Source organism: Dolomitihabitans soli (assembly GCF_022213955.1).
In the GTDB taxonomy this organism is placed as follows: Bacteria; Actinomycetota; Actinomycetes; order Streptosporangiales; family Streptosporangiaceae; genus Streptosporangium_A; species Streptosporangium_A soli.
The window spans coordinates 308,360-325,383 of record NZ_JAKNTW010000001.1 but is presented as its reverse complement, the minus strand read 5'-3'; the positions used below and the strand labels follow the sequence as shown (position 1 = coordinate 325,383).

Annotated in this window: 20 protein-coding genes; 8 read left to right on the top strand and 12 right to left on the bottom strand. The window is 70.4% G+C overall.

Annotated elements, in window-relative coordinates; all coding sequences use genetic code 11:
- Positions 1–67 precede the first annotated feature (67 nt).
- Positions 68–907 (bottom strand): class I SAM-dependent methyltransferase, encoded by an 840-nt coding sequence (locus MBA17_RS01455; RefSeq protein ID WP_238494366.1) that lies wholly within the window; start codon positions 905–907, stop codon positions 68–70.
- 385 nt (positions 908–1,292) lie between these two features.
- Here MBA17_RS01455 and MBA17_RS01450 point away from each other — a divergent pair, with 385 nt between their 5' ends.
- The 3 genes from MBA17_RS01450 (at position 1,293) to MBA17_RS01440 (ending at position 3,345) form a co-directional block, all read left to right on the top strand.
- Positions 1,293–1,664 (top strand): DoxX family protein, encoded by a 372-nt coding sequence (locus MBA17_RS01450; protein WP_238494365.1) that lies wholly within the window; start codon positions 1,293–1,295, stop codon positions 1,662–1,664.
- A gap of 132 nt (positions 1,665–1,796) precedes the next feature.
- Positions 1,797–2,267 carry an SAM-dependent methyltransferase gene (locus MBA17_RS01445; RefSeq protein WP_238494364.1) on the top strand — a complete coding sequence of 157 codons (471 nt, stop codon included), beginning with the start codon at positions 1,797–1,799 and terminating at the stop codon, positions 2,265–2,267.
- A 166-nt stretch (positions 2,268–2,433) separates the two neighbouring features.
- Positions 2,434–3,345: a saccharopine dehydrogenase family protein gene (locus MBA17_RS01440; protein ID WP_238494363.1), complete on the top strand. Its 912-nt coding sequence runs from the start codon at positions 2,434–2,436 to the stop codon at positions 3,343–3,345.
- Between the two features lie 55 nt (positions 3,346–3,400).
- Here the strand turns inward: MBA17_RS01440 and MBA17_RS01435 are convergent, their stop codons facing one another.
- The 8 genes from MBA17_RS01435 to MBA17_RS01400 form a co-directional block, all read right to left on the bottom strand.
- On the bottom strand, positions 3,401–3,706 hold the full coding sequence (locus tag MBA17_RS01435) for a hypothetical protein (protein ID WP_238494362.1): 306 nt from the start codon (positions 3,704–3,706) through the stop codon (positions 3,401–3,403).
- Positions 3,707–3,790: 84 nt separating this feature from the next.
- Positions 3,791–4,705 carry a GTPase Era gene (gene era / locus MBA17_RS01430; RefSeq protein ID WP_238494361.1) on the bottom strand — a complete coding sequence of 305 codons (915 nt, stop codon included), beginning with the start codon at positions 4,703–4,705 and terminating at the stop codon, positions 3,791–3,793.
- Positions 4,702–5,028 carry a cytidine/deoxycytidylate deaminase family protein gene (locus MBA17_RS01425; protein WP_238494360.1) on the bottom strand — a complete coding sequence of 109 codons (327 nt, stop codon included), beginning with the start codon at positions 5,026–5,028 and terminating at the stop codon, positions 4,702–4,704. Before MBA17_RS01425 ends, era begins: the two co-directional genes overlap by 4 nt.
- A 38-nt stretch (positions 5,029–5,066) precedes the next feature.
- Positions 5,067–5,744, bottom strand: a complete 678-nt coding sequence (locus MBA17_RS01420) for a hypothetical protein (RefSeq protein WP_238494359.1) — start codon at positions 5,742–5,744, stop codon at positions 5,067–5,069.
- A 298-nt stretch (positions 5,745–6,042) separates the two neighbouring features.
- Complete coding sequence (locus tag MBA17_RS01415) at positions 6,043–7,347, bottom strand: hemolysin family protein (protein ID WP_238494358.1); 1,305 nt, start codon at positions 7,345–7,347, stop codon at positions 6,043–6,045.
- Positions 7,344–7,823: an rRNA maturation RNase YbeY gene (ybeY, locus tag MBA17_RS01410; RefSeq protein ID WP_238494357.1), complete on the bottom strand. Its 480-nt coding sequence runs from the start codon at positions 7,821–7,823 to the stop codon at positions 7,344–7,346. The genes MBA17_RS01415 and ybeY overlap by 4 nt, the downstream gene beginning before the upstream one ends.
- Positions 7,823–8,863, bottom strand: coding sequence for a PhoH family protein (locus tag MBA17_RS01405; protein WP_238494356.1), 1,041 nt, complete (start codon positions 8,861–8,863; stop codon positions 7,823–7,825). The genes ybeY and MBA17_RS01405 overlap by 1 nt, the downstream gene beginning before the upstream one ends.
- A 64-nt stretch (positions 8,864–8,927) precedes the next feature.
- Complete coding sequence (locus MBA17_RS01400; protein ID WP_238495013.1) at positions 8,928–9,272, bottom strand: histidine triad nucleotide-binding protein; 345 nt, start codon at positions 9,270–9,272, stop codon at positions 8,928–8,930.
- A gap of 212 nt (positions 9,273–9,484) precedes the next feature.
- On the opposite strand from MBA17_RS01400, the gene MBA17_RS01395 reads away from it, so the two are divergent.
- Both MBA17_RS01395 and MBA17_RS01390 read left to right on the top strand, forming a co-directional pair.
- A complete protein-coding gene (locus MBA17_RS01395; protein WP_238494355.1) occupies positions 9,485–10,030 on the top strand; it encodes a SigE family RNA polymerase sigma factor in 546 nt (181 codons plus the stop codon).
- Entirely contained in the window at positions 10,027–10,701 is a 675-nt protein-coding gene (locus tag MBA17_RS01390; RefSeq protein WP_238494354.1) for a hypothetical protein, read from the top strand. The genes MBA17_RS01395 and MBA17_RS01390 overlap by 4 nt, the downstream gene beginning before the upstream one ends.
- Positions 10,702–10,843: 142 nt before the next feature.
- On the opposite strand, the gene MBA17_RS01385 is transcribed toward MBA17_RS01390, so the two are convergent.
- From MBA17_RS01385 to hrcA, 3 genes are read right to left on the bottom strand one after another with little or no spacing between them, the layout of a single operon-like run.
- Positions 10,844–11,575, bottom strand: a complete 732-nt coding sequence (locus tag MBA17_RS01385; RefSeq protein ID WP_238494353.1) for a 16S rRNA (uracil(1498)-N(3))-methyltransferase — start codon at positions 11,573–11,575, stop codon at positions 10,844–10,846.
- A complete protein-coding gene (gene dnaJ / locus MBA17_RS01380; protein ID WP_238494352.1) occupies positions 11,572–12,711 on the bottom strand; it encodes a molecular chaperone DnaJ in 1,140 nt (379 codons plus the stop codon). The genes MBA17_RS01385 and dnaJ overlap by 4 nt, the downstream gene beginning before the upstream one ends.
- An 11-nt stretch (positions 12,712–12,722) precedes the next feature.
- On the bottom strand, positions 12,723–13,739 hold the full coding sequence (gene hrcA / locus MBA17_RS01375) for a heat-inducible transcriptional repressor HrcA (protein WP_238495012.1): 1,017 nt from the start codon (positions 13,737–13,739) through the stop codon (positions 12,723–12,725).
- Positions 13,740–14,334: 595 nt separating this feature from the next.
- Between hrcA and MBA17_RS01370 the strand changes: the two genes are divergently transcribed.
- Genes MBA17_RS01370 through MBA17_RS01360 form a run of 3 tightly spaced genes read left to right on the top strand, consistent with a single transcriptional unit; the run spans position 14,335 to position 17,009 of the window.
- The gene (locus MBA17_RS01370; protein ID WP_238494351.1) at positions 14,335–14,853 is read left to right on the top strand and encodes a hypothetical protein; all 519 of its coding nucleotides are present in this window, start codon (positions 14,335–14,337) and stop codon (positions 14,851–14,853) included.
- 27 nt (positions 14,854–14,880) lie between these two features.
- Entirely contained in the window at positions 14,881–15,717 is an 837-nt protein-coding gene (locus MBA17_RS01365; RefSeq protein ID WP_238494350.1) for a DUF3097 domain-containing protein, read from the top strand.
- Positions 15,714–17,009 carry a DUF4870 domain-containing protein gene (locus MBA17_RS01360; protein WP_238494349.1) on the top strand — a complete coding sequence of 432 codons (1,296 nt, stop codon included), beginning with the start codon at positions 15,714–15,716 and terminating at the stop codon, positions 17,007–17,009. The genes MBA17_RS01365 and MBA17_RS01360 overlap by 4 nt, the downstream gene beginning before the upstream one ends.
- The last annotated feature ends 15 nt before the right edge of the window (positions 17,010–17,024 follow it).

Below are 17,024 nucleotides of genomic sequence, written 5' to 3'. Positions count from 1 at the left end.
AACCGCTGCTGCAGATGCACTCAGCCGCCCGAGCAACGTCGCGGCCGAACACCTCCGCCGTGAACCGTCAAGGACGGGTCGCGGTCACCAGGCGGACCCGGGCCCGCAGGCTGACTCCCCGCGGGGTCTCGAAGGGCAGCAGACCTTGCCGCAACTCGGCGCGGATGCGGCGGACGGCGGCCTCGTCGAGGTCGGCGAGGTTGAAACGGACCGGTCCCATGGCGCAGATGTTCTCGGCCGCATGGGCGGCGTCGCGGCCGAGCACCTCCATGGCCTCGACGACGCGCATGGTGACGCCGGTGAACCCGGCGGCGGCCAGGACCTCCTCGATCCGGGCGGGGTCGACCATGGACATCATGCCCTGGGCCGCCGGGGACGGTCCGCGCATGTGCTCCCGCAGTACGGCCGTGGCCCGGGCGTAGTCGCCGTCCGGGGCGCCCGGCATGGCCGTGATGACGGCCAACCGGCCGCCGGGCCGGAGCCCGCTGGCGATGTTGGCGAACCCGGCGACGAGGTCGGCGAAGAACATCACACCGCCCCGGCTGATGGCCACGTCGAACCCGCCGTCCGGGAACGGGTGCACCTGGGCGTCGCCCCGCTCGAAGACGGCGTTGGTCACACCCTGGGCAGCCGCGTCGGCGCCGGCCCGGGCCAGCATGGGCCCCGACAGGTCGACGCCGAGGACGGATCCGCCGGCCGCGCGGCCCGCGGCCAGCAGGGTCGTTCGGCCGGTGCCGCAGCCGACGTCCAGGACTCGGTCTCCGGGCTGGATCGCGGCGGCGTCGAACAGGGCGTCGTTGAAGCCGTCGAGCATCCCGTTGTAGAAGTCCGGGTTCTCGGCCCAGACCTCGCCCTCCCAGCCGTTCCACGCTTCGGCCTGCTGGACGTTGGCGAAAGACGTCGTCATCTCTCCTGCTTTCTAACTGAAGTTGAACTCTAGCGTTCGTTTAAAGTGATAGCGCACAGGCAACTGGCGCGTCAAGGCCGCGGCGCTCCGACCCCGGAACCCGAGACGGGATCGAGGTCTGGGGCACACCCGCGCTCCGAGCCACCGAGTGCGATCCAGGCCGTGAAGCGATCCATGGGGGCCACGCTCTTGACCTTGACCCGGCCATAACCTATCTCTAGAGTTCAAATCTAGCGGAATGCATCGCCCATCCCCGAGTGGCCCGGCGTGCTCCGTGAGATCACAATCAGCCTGTAGCCCCCTCATGCGGCCGACGAACCCGGCCGCGCGCCCCCCGACCACACCCCCGACCACGCCCCCGACCACGCCCAAGAGAGCACGAGACATGAACACTTTCCTGTGGATCCTGCAGGCCGTCATGGCCGTCGTCTTCGCCCTTTCCGGACTGATGAAGGCCACCCAACCGGCGGACAAGCTCGCCGTCCGGCTTCCCTGGGTGAAGGACTTCACCCCTGCCCAGGTCCGCCTGATCGGCCTGGTCGAGGTGCTCGGCGCCCTCGGTCTGATCCTGCCCGCAGCAACCGGGATCGCCCCGATCCTCACTCCGCTGGCCGCCGCCGGCCTGGCCGTCATCATGCTCGGCGCCGCCGCCACCCACGTCCGCCGCAAGGAGGCCCCGGCCGTCGTCGTCAACGTGGTCCTGCTCGCGCTGACCGCCTTCATCGCCTGGGAACGCTTCGGTCCCTACGCCCTCTGAGACCTGGTGCGGCTGAGGGTGAAGCCGATGGCGGAGCACGCCGCTTCGGCCCCTACGCCCTCTGAGATCCCTGAACACCCTGGCCGATCAGCTCAGACCTCCCCCAGCCCTCTCGCCACAACGGAGATCACCATGACATCGAACACCGTGCCGCTGCGGCCCGTCGGCCAGGTGGTGGGCGGTCGCGGCGAGGTGCTGGAGGACGACTGGCACGACGTTCGAGCCGTGATCCGGCTGGACGGCGCGTCCTTCACCGCGTCGGCGGTGCTCGGCCTGGAGCACTTCTCCCATCTGGAGGTCGTGTTCCTCTTCGATCGGATCAACCCGGCCGAGGTGCCCGCCGAACCTCGCCCCCCGAGGGGGAATCCGAACGCGGCACCCGTGGGGGTCTTCGCTCATCGCGGGCCGTACCGCCCGAACCGCCTCGGCGTCTCCCGCTGCCGGCTGCTCGCCGTGGACGGCCTGGACCTGCACGTCGCCGACTTGGACGCGCTTTCAGGCTCCCCCATCCTGGACGTCAAGCCGTACCTGACCGAGTTCGCCCCTCGGCACCCGGTCACCCAGCCGGCCTGGGCGACCGAACTGATGAGCCGCTACTACTGATGCTCCGTCCGACGGCTTGCCGTATCCCTCCGTGTGATCGACCAGCCCGGAGGGGTTCCACCACACTCAGAGGAGCGAAGGCAGTGACGACCAGACCCACGATGGGCATGCCGGCCGGGCGACCCACGACCGGCGCGACAACCAGACGGCCCGTGGTCAGGCCGGCGTGAAGGCCCTCGTGCTCGGCGGCTACGGCGCGGTCGGCGTCCACGTCGTCACCGAACTCCGCGCCCGGGGCGACGTCGCACTCGCGGCCGGCCGTGATCCCCGGCGCGCCGATCTCGTCGTCGACCTGCGCCGGCCGCACACCCTCGACGCGGCGCTGACCGGCGTGGACGTGGTCGTCAATGCCGCCGGCACCGAGGATCCGGCGCTGGTTGACCACGTCACCAGCCATGGCGCGGCCTTCGTCGACGTCACCGCCACCACCGGCTACGTGGCCGCCCTGGAGAGTTCGGCCCCCGCCGCCCCGGTCCTCCTCAGCGCCGGACTCGCCCCCGGCCTGACCAACCTGCTCGCCGCCGCCGTACACGAAAAGGCCCCGCACGGGCCGATCGACATCGCGCTCCTGCTCGGCAGCGGCGAACGGTACGGCAAAGCCTCGGCCACCTGGGCCTACCATCTGCTCGGCCGCCGATTCGACGACCCCGCGACCGGCGAGGAGGTCCGCAACTACACCCGTCCACGGCGCTTCGAACTGCCCGGCCACGGCCTGCGCCGCCTGTACCGGACCGACTACAGCGACCAGCATGTGCTCAGCCGCGACCTCGGCGTGCCCGTGCGCACCTACTTCGGACTCGGCTCCCGGCTCGCCACGGGCGCACTGGCCACGCTGACCTGGATCCCGGGCGCTTCCACCATCCCGCCCACTCTCCACCTCCCCGGCGACGACCGGTGGCTGGCACTCGCCCGCAGCCGGGACGGCCACACCCGATGGCTCACCGGCCGGGTCCAGGCTCGGGCCACCGGCGTGACAGCCGCGATCGCCGCCCGCACCGCCCCGCACCTGCCCGCCGGCGTCCACCACCTGCACCAGGTGATGGGTCTCACCGACCTGCACCAGGCCCGGTTCGACTGACGCGGCGACCGGAACGGTTCACCGGGGTTCGCGGGAACGCCCCTGGCGCTGGGAGTCACTCCTGCACCGAGCGGACGCCCAGATCGGTGACGCCCGCCGCCTCCTCCTGGCCGAACGTGATCACGATGTACCTGCCGTTGGCGAGGCTGACCACGGGCCGCTGGAGCACGTCACCCACCCTGCGGGCGACCCCCTGGAACAACTCCACCATCTCCGGGGTGTCGGCGCTCACCCTGAACCGACCGCTGGCGGCGAGGTGCTCGGCGACGAGGGGAACGAAGTTCGCTTCGGCTCGGACCCGCTCATCCGTGCTGAGAGGGGTGCGTCGAGGCGCGGGCTGCGCGCCGGGAGGGTGAGCCATCTGCAGATCTCCTCGTGATCGCCGGTCTCACAGAATGCCAGACGAGACCGGCCGGCATGGAGCCTGCCAGCCGGGCGGCGCGGGTCAGTCGTAGAAGCCCAGGCGGCGGAGTTGTTTGGGGTCGCGTTGCCAGTCTTTCGCGACCTTGATGCGGAGGTCGAGATAGACCCGGGTGCCCAGGAGCGCCTCGATCTGCTTGCGGGCGCGGGTGCCGACGTCCTTGAGCCGCTCGCCCTGGTGCCCGATCACGATGGCCTTCTGTGACGGCCGTTCGACGAACATGAACGCGTACACGTCGAGGAGATCGTCGCGTCCCTCGCGCGGTTTCATCTCCTCCACGACGACGGCGATGGAGTGGGGGAGCTCGTCCCTGACGCCTTCGAGCACGGCCTCCCTGATCAGCTCGCCGACGAGCACCTGCTCTGGCTCGTCGGTCAGCTCGCCGCCCACGTACAGCGGCGGGCTGTGCGGGAGCCGCTCGATCAGCAGGTCGCCGAGGATGTCGAGCTGCTCCCCCGCCTTCGCCGACACCGGCACGATCTCCGCGAACTCGGAAAGCTGTGACACCGCCATGAGCTGCTTCGCGACCTGTTCGCGGGAGGCGAGGTCGCACTTGGTCACGACGGCGATCACCGGCGTCTTCTTCACGGCGGCGAGCTTCTCCGCGATGAAGCGGTCGCCCTTGCCGATCGGCTCGTTGGCCGGCAGACAGAAGCCGATCACGTCGACCTCGGTCAGCGTGGACAGCACGAGGCTGTCGAGCCGCTCGCCGAGCAGGGTCCGCGGACGGTGCAGACCGGGGGTGTCGACGATGACGAGCTGGGCTTCGGGACGGTGGACGATGCCGCGGATGGCGCGCCGGGTGGTCTGCGGCTTGGAGGAGGTGATCGCGACCTTGGTGCCGACCAGCGCGTTCATCAGCGTCGACTTGCCGACGTTGGGCCGCCCGACGAAGCAGGCGAACCCCGCGCGGAACTCCTTGTCGATCGGCTCGATCATCGGAGCTTGCCGTCGGGGCCGGCGGTGTACAAGGTGGACCCACCCAGGTCGGCGACGACGGCGCGGTCGGCCTCGCTCGGCCCGGCGCCGGCGGTCACCAGGGCGGCGGCCTCCAGCGACTCCGAACCGCTCGACACGGCCATCGCCACCGCGACCTGCAGGGCGGACAGCGTGAGCGAGGGCAGCGCCACGTCGGTGGCGGAGTAGGTGCGGCCGGTCTCGTCGCGGACGGCGGCCCCCTGCGCGGCGCCGGTACGCGCACGGGCGGCACGCGCCAGCGTAATGATCTTGTCGTCCTCGGGGTGAAGCGTCGCCTCAGTCACGGCACCAGGTTACTAAGCTTCGCCGCTCACCTTGGCCGTCACCGGTCCCCGCCGCCGATCGTGGCGCCCGCCACGGCGGCAGTCGCCGGGGCTTCGCCGGTCATCGTGGCCGTCACGGCATGGACCAGTTGCTCGGTGCGAAGCGGGTCGGCCCTGCCGAGGGCGGCGTGCACGACCGAGATCAGCGCCTCGCCGGCCTGGACGAAGACGAGGTGCATCTCGTACGGGTACCCCTTCAGGTGGCCGCGCAGCCGGGTGGCCGTGATCGCGTCACCGGTCTCGGCGATCGGGAGGCTGGTGAGGGTGAGCGAGGTGGCGTTGCCGGCCGTGACGGCCGAGCAGTCGCGCAGCGCGTCCTCGATCGCCTCGAAACCCGCCGCGGCGTCCTCCGAGTAGCTGGCCACGCTCGCGCCCGCGCGTTCTCCGAGGCCGTTGCCCTGAAAGGTCACCTCGGCGTGCGTGCGCAGGAACCGCCTGGGCGGCCGACCGGCCACGGTGTCGAACGCGACCCGGCACGATCTGCTCGCGACGTGGAAAGGGGCCGTCCACCCGTCGCGCACCCGGCCGGAGAATCCGTCGGGAAGGTTCGGCACGTCGTGCAGGAGTTCGCGGATCCTGGCCCGTTCCACGGCGGGCGAGGAGCCGGCGTAGACCGCGATCCCCGAGCCGCAACCCCCGAGCAGCCCACAGAGCACGATGACTCCGGCAATCCGCACAGCAACCCCATCCCCGAAGATCCCCGCTCGCAGTTCTTCCCCGGCGGCGACGCGGCAATCCACGGGACGTGCTTAGGGTGCTCTCACCCGCCCAACACAGGAGAGAGCACCCTTAGTACTGAGCTGCGCCCCGGCCGGCTAGCAGACCGCGACGCCGCTCCCTACCCCCCGGAATCCTTGTGCCGCGAACCCCTTCCGGCACTCAGATCCCCCCGCACGACCCGCGATGGGCGGGCCTTGCGATCAAAGAATCACCCAAACCGCTTGCAGAACGCTTGAAGAACGGTTGCGGTCCAGGTCACTCGTGCTCCGCGCCTGCCTTGACCCCGTTGTGCCATGCCGGACCCGCCCTGCGCACCACCACGGTGCTGATCCGGTTACGCCGCCCCGCGAGGCTCTCGGCGGTGAGCGTCAGGCCCTCGACCACGGCTTCGGAGCCGGCGATCGGCACCCGGCCGAGCGCGTGCGCCAGCAATCCGCCGACCGTCTCGACGTCGTCCACGTCGATCTCGCAGTCGAACAGCTCGCCCAGCTCGCTCACCGTCAGCCGGGCCGTCACCCGCACCGCCCCGTCGGCCAGCCATTCGACGCGGGGGGCCTCCTGGTCGTACTCGTCGGCGATCTCACCGACGATCTCCTCCAGCACGTCCTCGATCGTGACCAGCCCGGCCGTGCCGCCGTACTCGTCGATGACGATGGCCAGATGGATCTGCCTGGCCTGCATCTCGCGCAGGAGCTGGTCGATGGGCTTGCTCTCCGGCACATAGGTGGCCGGGCGCATGAGCGACTCGATCTTCTCCGCCGGACCGTCCACCGCCGCCTCGTGGCCGCGGCGGACGACGTCCTTGAGATAGGCGATGCCGATCACGTCGTCCTCGTTCTCACCGACGACGGGGATGCGCGAGAAGCCGCTGCGCAGGGCGAGCGAAAGCGCCTGGTCGAGCGTCTTGCCGCGCTCGATGAAGACCATGTCGGTGCGGGGCACCATCACCTCGCGGACAAGGGTGTCGCCCAGCTCGAAGACCGAGTGGATCATCTCGCGCTCGTCCGGCTCGATGACCCTGCGCTCCTCGGCCAGGTCGACCAGGTCGCGCAGCTCGGCCTCGGAGGTGAAGGGGCCCTCGCGGAAGCCCTTGCCGGGGGTCAGCGCGTTGCCCAGCAGAATGAGCAGCTGGGGCAACGGCCCGAAGATGCGGGTCAGCCCGGACACGATCGGAGCGCTCGCCAGGGCGATCGGCTCGGCGTGCTGACGGCCCAGGGTCCGCGGGGAGACGCCGACGATCACATAGCTGACCAGGATCATCAGGGCGGCCGCCGAGGCGTACGCCCAGCCCTGGTCACCGAGCAGGTCGATGAAGAGCAGCGTGGCGATCACCGTGGAGATGAGCTCGCAGCTCAGCCTCAGCAGAAGCAGCAGGTTGAGGTAGCGCGGCGGATCCGCCACGACGGCCTGCAGGCGCTTGGCGCCCCGGCGGCCCTCCCTGGCGAACTCGTCGGCACGCACCCTGGAGATCCGCGCCAGCGCTGTCTCCGCACTGGCGATGAGGCCGCCGATCACGACGAGAACGACGGCCGAGAGCAACCATCCGTTGGCGGAACTCACCGTTCCGGCCGCACCCCCCGCCACGACTCGAGCAACTCACCCTGCAGCCCGAACATCTCGGCGTGCTCCTCGGGCTCGGCATGGTCGTAACCAAGCAGGTGCAGGATTCCGTGTGTGCAGAGCAGCTCCAGCTCGTCCTTCGTGCCGTGACCGGCCTCGGCCGCCTGCTTGGCAGCCACCTGCGGGCAGAGCACGACATCGCCGAGCAGGGCCGGATCGGCGGACGCGTCCTCGTCCTGCCGTCCGGCGCCCGACCCGGGGCGCAGCTCGTCCATCGGGAAGGCCAGGACGTCCGTCGGGCCCGGCTCGCCCATCCACCGCTCGTGCAGCTCGGTCATCGCCGGCTCGTCGACGATGACGATGGACAGCTCCGCCAGCGGATGGATGCCCATCTGCGCCAGCACGTGCCCGGCGAGCCCGACCAGTGCGCGCTCGTCGACCTCGACGCCCGACTCGTTGGCCACCTCTACGCTCATCACTGCCCCCGGGGACGCTTGGCGCCCTTGATCGCGCGAGGCTCGGCCTGCTGGACCAGGACGTCATAGCGCCCGTAGGCGTCGACGATGTCGCTGACCAGCCGGTGCCGCACCACGTCGGCGCTGGTCAGGCGGCTGAAGTGAATGTCGCCGATCCCGTCGAGGATGTCCTGCACCACCTTCAGGCCGCTCTGCGTGCCACCCGGCAGGTCGATCTGGGTCACGTCGCCGGTGACGACGATCTTCGAACCGAAGCCCAGCCGGGTGAGGAACATCTTCATCTGCTCGGGCGAGGTGTTCTGCGCCTCGTCGAGGATGATGAACGCGTCGTTGAGCGTACGGCCGCGCATGTAGGCGAGCGGGGCCACCTCGATCGTGCCCGCCGCCATGAGACGCGGGATCGAGTCGGGGTCGATCATGTCGTGCAGCGCGTCGTAGAGCGGCCGCAGGTAGGGGTCGATCTTCTCGTACAGGGTGCCGGGCAGGAAGCCCAGCCGTTCGCCGGCCTCGACCGCGGGACGGGTCAGGATGATCCGGTTGACGTCCTTGTTCTGGAGCGCCTTCACGGCCTTGGCCATCGCCAGGTAGGTCTTGCCGGTGCCCGCAGGGCCGATGCCGAACACGATCGTGAACTTGTCGATCGCGTCGACGTAGCGCTTCTGGTTGACCGTCTTGGGCCGGATGGTCCGGCCTCGGGAGGAGAGGATGTCGAGGGACAGCACCTCAGCGGGCCGGTCGGAGCTCATCCGCAGCATGGCGATGCTGCGCTCCACGGCGTCGACGGTCAGCGGCGTCCCGCCGCGCAGCAGTTCGACGAGCTCCTCGAAGAGACGCACGACTGCGCCGCTCTCCTCGGGGCTTCCGGTGACGGTGATCTCGTTACCGCGGACGTGGATGTCCGCGCGGAAGGCGCCTTCGATGACCCTGAGCAGCTCATCGCGGGAACCCAGCAGGCCGACCATGGAATGGTCGTCGGGGATGACCACCTTGGCCTGGGTCTGGGTCGGGCCCTTCGATCTGGATTCGTTTAGCTCGGACATGGGCAGGCCTGGCGGCCTGTTCGCCTCCCGGATTAGGCACGGTTCTCAAGAGTCATGGTAGCGCTCAGCCCGGCGGCCAGCCCAGATCACGACCGCCCAGCACGTGACAGTGCACATGGGGGACCGTCTGGCCGGCCGCGGGGCCGGTGTTGAACACCAGACGGTAGCCGGACTCGGCGGTCCCCTCCCGCACGGCGACGGCATGGGCGGTCTTGACGACCTCGTCGGCCAGCCCCTCGTCGGCCTCCGCCAGCGCCGCGGCGTCGGCGTGATGGGCCTTCGTGATCACCAGCACGTGCGTCGGAGCCTGCGGGTTGACATCACGGAAGGCCAGCGTGCGCTCGGTCTCGTAGACGAGCTCGGCCGGGATCTCGTTGGCCGCGATCTTACAGAAGAGGCAGTCGGTCACCACGTGCACAGCCTAGCGGTCGGGGGCTGTTGCCAATCGGTAACCAGTCGTGGGGCTGCGAGGGAAGATCCATCCGGATAGGGTGTCTGTGCAACAACGCAGCGAAAACAGAATTCGGGCGAGGCCACCGGCGAGGACACGACTGGGTCATGCCCCCTAATGAACCGGAAGACCGTAGTAAACCCTCTGCGGACCCCGCGCGTCCCACTGATGTGACCTCCGAGACCCTTCTGGCCGATAGATCGCTCGGGGCGGTGACCGTCGGATGGGATGCCGACGCGGCCGTGACTGCGCTGTACAGTGCGCACTATCGGTCACTGGTGCGTCTCGCTGTGTTGCTCGTCCGCGACAACGCGACCGCGGAAGAGGTCGTGCAGGATGCCTTCGTCGCCATTCACGGCGCCTGGCGCAGACTGCGCGATCCCGACAAGGCACTCGCCTACCTGCGTCAATCGGTCGTCAACAGATCCCGTTCCGTGCTCCGCCACCGCGCGGTGGTCGAGAAGTACGCGCCCAAGGGGTTACCCGACGCGCCGAGCGCGGAGAACGGAGCGATCGGCGAGCTTGAGAGAACGGCAGTGATCGAAGCACTGCGAAAACTGCCGACACGCCAGCGAGAAGCCCTGGTTCTACGGTATTACGGTGACCTGTCCGAAGCTGAGATCGCCAACGCGATGGGCATCAGCAAGGGCGCGGTGAAGAGCCACACGGCCCGCGGCATGGCCGCCCTACGTACCGGTCTGGAGCAGTTGTCATGACCGAGTCCCCCGACGAGTACGGCGAGGTTCTTCGCCGTGCCCTCCGTGCGGAGGCGGACGCGGTCGTTCCCTCCCCGGACGGGCTGGAGATCATCCGTGCCCGCATCGACGAACGTGGCGCGCGCGGGCTGATCTGGTGGCGGGCCGCCGCCTCCGCGGCCGGCGCGGTTCTCGTCGCGGCAGCGGTCGTCATCGCCGTCCCCCAGCTCCGCGACCAGGAGTCACCGCCGAACAACAGCGAGGTGGCCGTGGTCGACGACGAGACGAACGCCCCGGAGATCGGGGCGACCGCGCGTTCCCCGCTGCTGCCGCCGGCCACGAGCGTGGCGCCCAGGCCGCCCGTCTCGCCCACGCCGGAGCCCACGCCGAGCGGCCGGACGAAGACGGCGACGGTCCGCCCGCAGACGCCGACCCCCACCCCGAGCACCTCGTGCCCGACGGGTACGGCGGAGCCCACCGAGGTCCCCGCACGCACCCCCGGCGAACCCGGCTCGTGCCCGACCGAGTCCACCCCGACCCCCACTCCGACGCCCACTCCGTCGGCGGAGGTCCCGACGCCCGGCGACTCCTGCCCGCCAGAGGAGTGCCCGCCGTCCCACCCCACACCGACGGAGACGGAGCAGCAGACGCCGATGATGAGTCTCAGCGGCACGCCGCTTCCGCTTCCCTGACCGGCCGACGCGGGCCCGTGACATCCCCGGCCCGCCCGCCGACGGCTCCCCTGCGCCCCAGAACGGCCGACGCGGGTGTGCGCCACCACCAGGCCGGACCGGCCTCAGCCGACGCGAAGTCCGCCGCGCCGCCGCTGACCGGTCACCAGCGGCCGGTGCGGGTCTGCAGCACCGCGGCCGCCGCGACCCCGGCCGTCGAGGTGCGCAGCACCGTCGGGCCCAGCAGCGCGGGCACGGCGCCCGAGGCGCTCAGCCGCTCGGTCTCCTCATCGGTGATCCCGCCTTCCGGGCCGACGACCACGACGATGTCTCCCCCGGCCGGCAGCGGCACGCTCGACAGGGCGCTGACCGCGTCCTCGTGCAGCACCACCCCGAGCGAAGCCGCGGAGATCAGCGAGGCGACCGCCGCGGTGGTGGCCGGCTCGGTCACCTCCGGCAGGTGAAACCTCCGCGCCTGCTTTCCCGCCTCCCTGGCGGTGCTCCGCCAGCGGGCCAGCGCCTTGCCCGCCCGCTCGCCCTTCCACTGCGTGATCGACCTGGCCGCGGCCCAGGGCACGATGACGTCGACGCCCACCTCGGTCATCATCTCCACCGCGAGCTCACCGCGGTCGCCCTTCGGCAGCCCCTGCACGACGACCAGCCGGGGAGCGGGCGCGGGCACCTCGTAGCGGCGCGACACCGCCAGCCGCAGGGAGTCCTTGAGCACGTCGGTCACGACGCACTCGGCGACTCGCCCGGCGCCGTCGGTCAGGTCGAGCCGCTCCCCGGCGCGCAGCCGCCGCACGGTCGCGGCGTGCCGTCCCTCCGGACCGTCGAGGACGATCTCGTCGAGGGCCAGCCGCTCCTCGTCGGCGAGGAACACGGGCACGGTCATCGGCCGTTGAAGGCGTCTCTCAGGCGCGAGAAGAAGCCCTGCTGGCCGGGGGCGAACTTGCCGGTCGGCCGTTCCTCGCCGCGCAGCTTGGCCAGCTCGCGGAGCAACTCCTCCTGCTCGGGGTCGAGACGCTGCGGGGTCTCCACGTTGACGTGGATCAGGAGGTCGCCGCGCCCGGACTCGTTGAGCCGTTGCACGCCCCTGCCGTAGAGCGGGAGGACCTGTCCCGACTGGGTGCCGGGGCGCATGTCGATCTCCTCCTTCCCGTCGAGGGTCTCGACGGTGAGGATCGTGCCGAGCGCGGCGGCGGTCATCGGGATCTGCACGGTGCAGTGCAGGTCGTCGCCCCGCCGCTCGAACACGTCGTGCGGCTTCTCGACGATCTCCAGGAACAGGTCGCCGGGCGGACCGCCGCCGGGACCGATCTCGCCCTCGCCCGCGAGCTGGATGTGGGTGCCGTCCTCCACACCCGCGGGGATGCGCACCTTGATCGTACGGCGGGTGCGGACCCGGCCGTCGCCCGAGCACTCCTGGCACGGGTTACGGATGATCGACCCGAAGCCGCCGCACTGCGGGCACGGACGCGAGGTCATCACCTGGCCGAGGAAGGACCTGGTGACCTGCGACACCTCGCCGCGCCCGTGACACATGTCACAGGTGTCCGGGTGGGTGCCCGAGGCGGCTCCCGAGCCCTGGCAGATCTCGCAGAGCACGGCGGTGTCCACGACCAGCTCACGGGTCGTGCCGAAGCCCGACTCGCGCAGGTCCAGCTCCAGCCTGATGGTGGCGTTGCGGCCACGGCGGGCCCGCGAGCGCGGCCCCCGGGCGCCGGCGCCCGCCTGGCCGAAGAACGCGTCCATGATGTCGCTGAACGGGAAGCCCGCCCCGAATCCGCCCGCGCCGGCTCCCGCGCCGGCGGCGAACGGGTCGGCGCCGAGGTCGTGCATCTGGCGTTTCTGGGGATCGGACAGGACCTCGTAGGCCTGGGTGATCTCCTTGAACCGCTCCTGGGTGGCGGGGTCAGGGTTCACGTCGGGATGGAGCTCGCGCGCCAACCTGCGGTACGCCTTTTTGATCTCTTCCGGACTGGCGTCGCGGCGCACCCCGAGGGTGCCGTAGTAGTCGCTCTTAGCCACTTATCGACCTCTTAAGATGCAGCCAGGATCTGGCTGACGTAACGTGCCACTGCGCGCACCGCGCCCATCGTCACCGGATAGTCCATACGTGTCGGGCCCAGCACTCCGAGCCGGGCCAGTTGCTTGCCGCCCGAACCGTATCCGGCGGCCACGATGGACGTGCCGCGAAGTCCGGTATAGGGGTTCTCCGACCCGATCCGCACAGTTATCGCGGTCGTGTCGGAGGTCTCACCGAGCAGGCGCATCAACACCACCTGCTCTTCCAGCGCCTCCAGCACATCGCGCAGGCCGACGGTGAAGTCGCCCGCCGCCGCGAGGTTGGCCGCCCCGGCAAAGACGATCTTCTCATCATGCCGCTCCACGAGCGTCTCCAGCAGCACCGACAGGATCGTCGCCGCGACCGGCCGGTCCTCCGCCGGCACCCGCTCCGGCAGGTCCGCCACCGTCTCGGGGACCTGGTTCAACCCACAGCCGTCGAGGCAGGCGTTGAGCACCGCGCGCAGGTGCGCGATGCGCGTCTCGTCGATCACCTCGGGCAGCTCGATCACCCGCTGGTCGACCCTGCCGGTGTTGGTGATGAGCACCAGCATCACCCGGCGGTCGGTCAACGGCACCAACTCCACATGGCGGACCTTGGAGTGGGTGATCGTCGGATACTGCACCACCGCGACCTGCCGGGTGAGCTGCGCGAGCAGCCGCACCGTGCGCATGACCACGTCGTCGAGGTCGACCGCGCCGGCGAGGAAGGTCTCGATGGCCCGCCGCTCGGCCCCGGACAGCGGCTTGATCTGTGAGAGCCGGTCGACGAACAGCCGGTATCCCTTGTCGGTCGGCACCCTGCCCGCGCTCGTGTGGGGCTGGGCGATGTAACCCTGTTCTTCCAGGACCGCCATGTCGTTTCTGATGGTCGCGGGCGAGACGCCCAGATTATGCCGCTCGGTTATCGCCTTCGACCCCACCGGCTCGTTGGTGGACACATAGTCCTCGACGATGGCGCGGAGCACCGCGAGCTTGCGGTCGTCGACCAACGTGCTCACCTCCCTGCGATCCGCATCGGTCCACTGAGAAACGCCAGGTCTGGCACTCTGTGTTCCCGAGTGCCAAGTGTACGGCCACGACACAGGCAGCGCGATAACGCGGTCAGGTAACGATCTCCCGAGGACCGCCGCACCGGACGCCTTCCGGCGCCAGGCAAGGTGGTCCACACTCGTCGATATGAGCGACAATCCTCCCGAGGGTGAGCACGACCGCACCACTCGTGTGCCCCGTCCGTCGCAGGCCACGCCCCCTCCCGCACCGCCGTACGGGTCCCCTTCTTCTTATCCGCCCCCGTCGAACCCGTCACCCTACGGGACGCCTCCGCAGGGCGCCCCCCAATACGGCAATCCACAATACGGCGAGCCTCAGCACGACCCGCCCCCGTACGGGCAGCCCTCGTACGGACAGCCCTCGTACGGACAGTCTCAATCTCAATACGGGCAGTCTCAATACGGGCAGCCCCAGTACGGGCAGCCCCAGTACGGCGGGCCGCCGCCTCCGCCGTTCGGGGCCGCCGGTCCGGAGCACGGCGGGCAGTACCCCGGTCCTGACAAGCGGCAGATCAGGCCGCGGCTGACCTGGGTGGTGATCGCGTGGGTGATCGCGGTCCTGTGCGGCGTCGTCGGCGTCGTCGTCTTCCTCACCGGGGTCGTCTCCGGGGTGAACAGTGCCGCGCCCGCCAACGCGTTCCGCAGCGGTGAGGCCGCGACGGTGGCCCTCGACCCCGCCGACGGGGCCGCCGTCTACATCGCCACCGCCCGCAACGTCAGCTACCGGTGCACGATCGACGGCGGCGGCAAGCAGGCCAGACTCAACCGCTCGAACGTCTCCCAGACCGTCACCAGCGCGGGGACCACCTGGACGCACATCCTCGACATCGGCATCACCGAGCCGGGCAGTTACAAGATCGCGTGCACCGCCGACCAGGCCGGCGACGTCCGTTTCGGCGTGGGCAGGAACCTCGGCTCGCTGGCGGGCTCGATCGGCGGGGCCGCGCTCGTGTTCGTCCTGGTGCCCGCCGCCGGGCTGCTGTTCGCGATCATCGTGACGATCGTCGTCCTCGTACGGCGGAAGGGCGCGCGCAACCGCATGGCCACCGGGTGATCGCGTGTTTTGCTAGCGTCACCTGATATGTACGGGCGTGACGTGCTGACCGGCGATTGGCGGCGGCCGAAGAAAGGCCAGATCCCCCAGATTCCCGCGGAGCGCGATCTGGTGGTGGAGGATCCCGACAGCGGGTTCTGCGGGGCGGTGGTGGCCTGCGACAAGGAGGCCGTCACCTTGGAGGACCGGTTCGGCCGCCGGCGGGTGTTCCCGCTGGCACCGGCCGCGTTCCTGCTGGACGGCAAGCCGGTCACCCTGCTGCGCCCCCGGCCGGCTGTCAGCGGGCCCGGCCGGAGCGCCTCCGGCTCGATCGCCGTGACGGGGTTGCGCGCCAGGGTGGCCAGGGAGAGCCGCATCTACGTCGAGGGCGTGCACGACGCGGCGCTGGTCGAGAAGATCTGGGGCCACGACCTGCGGGTAGAGGGTGTCGTCGTGGAATACCTGGAGGGCGTCGACGATCTCCCCGCGATCGTGGCCGAATTCGAGCCGGGGCCCGGCAGACGGCTCGGCGTCCTCGTCGACCATCTGGTCAAGGGGTCCAAGGAGAGCCGGATCGCCGCCCAGATCACCTCGCCGCACGTGCTGGTGGTCGGACACCCCTACATCGACATCTGGGCGGCGGTGAAGCCGTCCGTCGTCAAGATCCCCGCGTGGCCCGCGGTGCCGCGCGGCGTCCCCTGGAAGGAGGGCGTCATCGCCGCCCTGGGCTGGCGACTCGACCCGCCCGACGCCTGGCGGCGCATCCTCTCCGCGGTCTCCACCTATGCCGACCTGGAGCCTGAGCTACTCGGCCGGGTGGAGGAGCTGATCGACTTCGTGACCACCACACCGGAGGAATCCGGTCCGACCCAGGAGCAGAATTGAGCGAGCGCCCCGAGGACCACAGCGACCCGTCCGCCCCTCGGCCTTCTCCCGAGGACGCGCCGCCGCCCCCCGAGGCCCAGGACGCTCCACCGGCCCAGAACGCCCCTCAGGCCCACGACGCGCAGGACGCCCCTCAACTCCAGGACGCGCAAGACACGCACATCGCGCAGGACACACAGGACGTACAGGACGCACGGGACACGCAGGACGAGCAGGACGAGCAGGACGAGCAGGACGAGCAGATCGCGCAGGACACGCAGATCATTGCTCCGGAGGCCGCGGAGACCCCGCGTCCGGTCGACTACCCTCCGCCCCGCCCGGGCTACGGCATCCCCCAATCCTCCCTGCCCCTGCCACGCGACCACGACGAGCCGCAGGCCTCCCCGCCTTCACGGCCCGGTTCCGCCCAGCCGTACGAGCCCGCTCAACCGGCTCAGAACTTTCCGCCCCCGCCGCCCCCCGGCTACAGCGGGCTCCACGAGTCCCCGCAAGCCGGTCACGGCCAGGCTCAGAACACTCCGCCCCCCGGCTACGGCGGGCCCTACCAGTCCCCGCAACCGGGTCATGGCCGGGCCCACGACTTCCCGCCCCCGCCCGGCTATGGCGGGTCCCACGAGTACCCGCAACCGGGTCATGGGCAGGCCCACGGCTTTCCACCCCCACCTCCACCTCCGCCCGGCTACGGCGGGCCCTCCCAGTCCCCGCGGCCGGGTTACGGCCAGGCTCACGGCTCCCCACCGCCGCCGCCCGGCCACGGCCCGCCGCAAGGTCCGGGCTATGGGCCCCCGCCGAGCTACGGTCAGGGGGCTCGCCGGCCTCAGGACTTCCCGCCTCCGCGGCCGGGTCACAGTCGATCCCAGGGCGCGGGGTACGGCCCTCCACCCGGCTATGGCCAGGGTTACGGCGCTCCTCCGGGCTACGGCGCTCCGCCCGGGTACGGCCCCTTCCAGGCCGGCGGCCCCGGCCCGCGCCCGGGCTCCGACGACACCATGCTGGCGATGCTCTCGCACCTGCTGGGCCTGCTGACCTCGTTCGTCGGCCCGCTGATCCTCTACCTGGTCAAGAAGGACGAGTCGCCCTACGTCCGCCGGCAGGCCGCCGAGGCGCTGAACTTCCAGATCACCCTGGTCATCGCCTACTTCGTGTCATCCGTGCTGACGTTGATCCTGATCGGGATCCTGTTGCTCATCGTCGTCGGCATCGGCTCCCTGGTTCTGATGATCATGGCTGCGGTGGCCACCAACCAAGGCCAGGACTACCGATATCCCATCAACATCCGCTTCGTCAGCTGATCGGCGCCCACGAGC

Bases quoted from the DNA above. Each gene is read 5' to 3' on its own strand.
- MBA17_RS01455 (WP_238494366.1), bottom strand. From the start codon at position 907: ATGACGACGTCTTTCGCCAACGTCCAGCAGGCCGAAGCGTGGAACGGC.
- MBA17_RS01450 (WP_238494365.1), top strand. From the start codon at position 1,293: ATGAACACTTTCCTGTGGATCCTGCAGGCCGTCATGGCCGTCGTCTTC.
- MBA17_RS01445 (WP_238494364.1), top strand. From the start codon at position 1,797: ATGACATCGAACACCGTGCCGCTGCGGCCCGTCGGCCAGGTGGTGGGC.
- MBA17_RS01435 (WP_238494362.1), bottom strand. From the start codon at position 3,706: ATGGCTCACCCTCCCGGCGCGCAGCCCGCGCCTCGACGCACCCCTCTC.
- era (WP_238494361.1), bottom strand. From the start codon at position 4,705: ATGATCGAGCCGATCGACAAGGAGTTCCGCGCGGGGTTCGCCTGCTTC.
- ybeY (WP_238494357.1), bottom strand. From the start codon at position 7,823: ATGAGCGTAGAGGTGGCCAACGAGTCGGGCGTCGAGGTCGACGAGCGC.
- MBA17_RS01405 (WP_238494356.1), bottom strand. From the start codon at position 8,863: ATGTCCGAGCTAAACGAATCCAGATCGAAGGGCCCGACCCAGACCCAG.
- MBA17_RS01390 (WP_238494354.1), top strand. From the start codon at position 10,027: ATGACCGAGTCCCCCGACGAGTACGGCGAGGTTCTTCGCCGTGCCCTC.
- MBA17_RS01385 (WP_238494353.1), bottom strand. From the start codon at position 11,575: ATGACCGTGCCCGTGTTCCTCGCCGACGAGGAGCGGCTGGCCCTCGAC.
- MBA17_RS01365 (WP_238494350.1), top strand. From the start codon at position 14,881: ATGTACGGGCGTGACGTGCTGACCGGCGATTGGCGGCGGCCGAAGAAA.